This is a genomic window from Spirochaetota bacterium (genome assembly GCA_026414805.1).
In the GTDB taxonomy this organism is placed as follows: Bacteria; Spirochaetota; UBA4802; order UBA4802; family UB4802; genus UBA4802.
Window position 1 is genome coordinate 1 of the sequence record JAOAIH010000151.1, and the last position, 1,003, is coordinate 1,003.

Below are 1,003 nucleotides of genomic sequence, written 5' to 3' on the forward strand. Positions count from 1 at the left end.
GAGAGGATAAAAGGAGATGATTTAAATTCATATAATAACATGATCAAAAGGTCTATTGAAAGAATTAATTCTATGAGGAAGTTGATTTTAGATATAATAGATTTGACTAAACTTGAATCTGGAAGGAAGGTAAGAAATATAGAAGAATTTAATATTAAAAATCTTGTTAATAAAATTGTGGAAGAGTTTTCAAATTACGCTTCAAAAAGAAATATAAAATTAAAAATTTTTTGTGATGATATTTTTATTAAGTCGGATCAAACAGATATTGAGATGATATTATCTAATTTTATAAGTAATGCTATAAAGTATAATAGAGACAGCGGTGAAGTTAATATTGAGATTAAACAATATCAAAATAATTTATTTATTTCTGTTTCAGATACAGGTATAGGTATTAAAGAGGAAGATATTAAAAAGCTTTTTAATGAGTTTGTAAGAATAAAAAATGAAAAAACAAGAAATATTGAAGGTAGTGGGCTTGGGCTTAGTATAGTTAAAAAAATTGTTGATTATTATAATGGAAGTATTGATGTTAAATCTGAATATGGTAAGGGAAGTACATTTATTGTTAATTTACCAAATTTAGTGACAGAAAAAGTGGGTAATAAATGAAATATATTTGGGACGAAAAAGAAAGAATGAAAAACTTTATAGATAAAGATAAAATAGTTTGCTTGCTTAAAAATACTAAAAAGCCTAATTATTCTGAGTTGAAAGAAATTCTTCAAAAGTCTTTTGATTTATGTGAAACTTTATCGCTTGAAGAAGTAGCTAAACTGATTAGTGTTGATGAGAGTGAGCATTTAGAGTTAATGTATGAATATGCAGCAAAAATAAAGAAAAAAGTTTATGACAATAGGATTGTTGTTTTTGCTCCGTTGTATGTATCTAATTATTGTATGAATAATTGTCTGTATTGTGGTTTTAGAGTGGGGAATAAAGATGTTATAAGAAAAACTCTTAGTTTAGAAGAGATAAAAAAGGAAGTTGAGATTTTAGC

Annotated in this window: 2 protein-coding genes; both read left to right on the forward strand. The window is 25.2% G+C overall.

From position 1 onward, the window contains the following. The coding region (locus N3F66_15070; protein MCX8125468.1) for a HAMP domain-containing histidine kinase at positions 1-615 on the forward strand (615 nt) is incomplete at its 5' end. Beyond that, the coding region (locus N3F66_15075) for a [FeFe] hydrogenase H-cluster radical SAM maturase HydG (protein MCX8125469.1) at positions 612-1,003 on the forward strand (392 nt) is incomplete at its 3' end. The genes N3F66_15070 and N3F66_15075, both read left to right, overlap by 4 nt.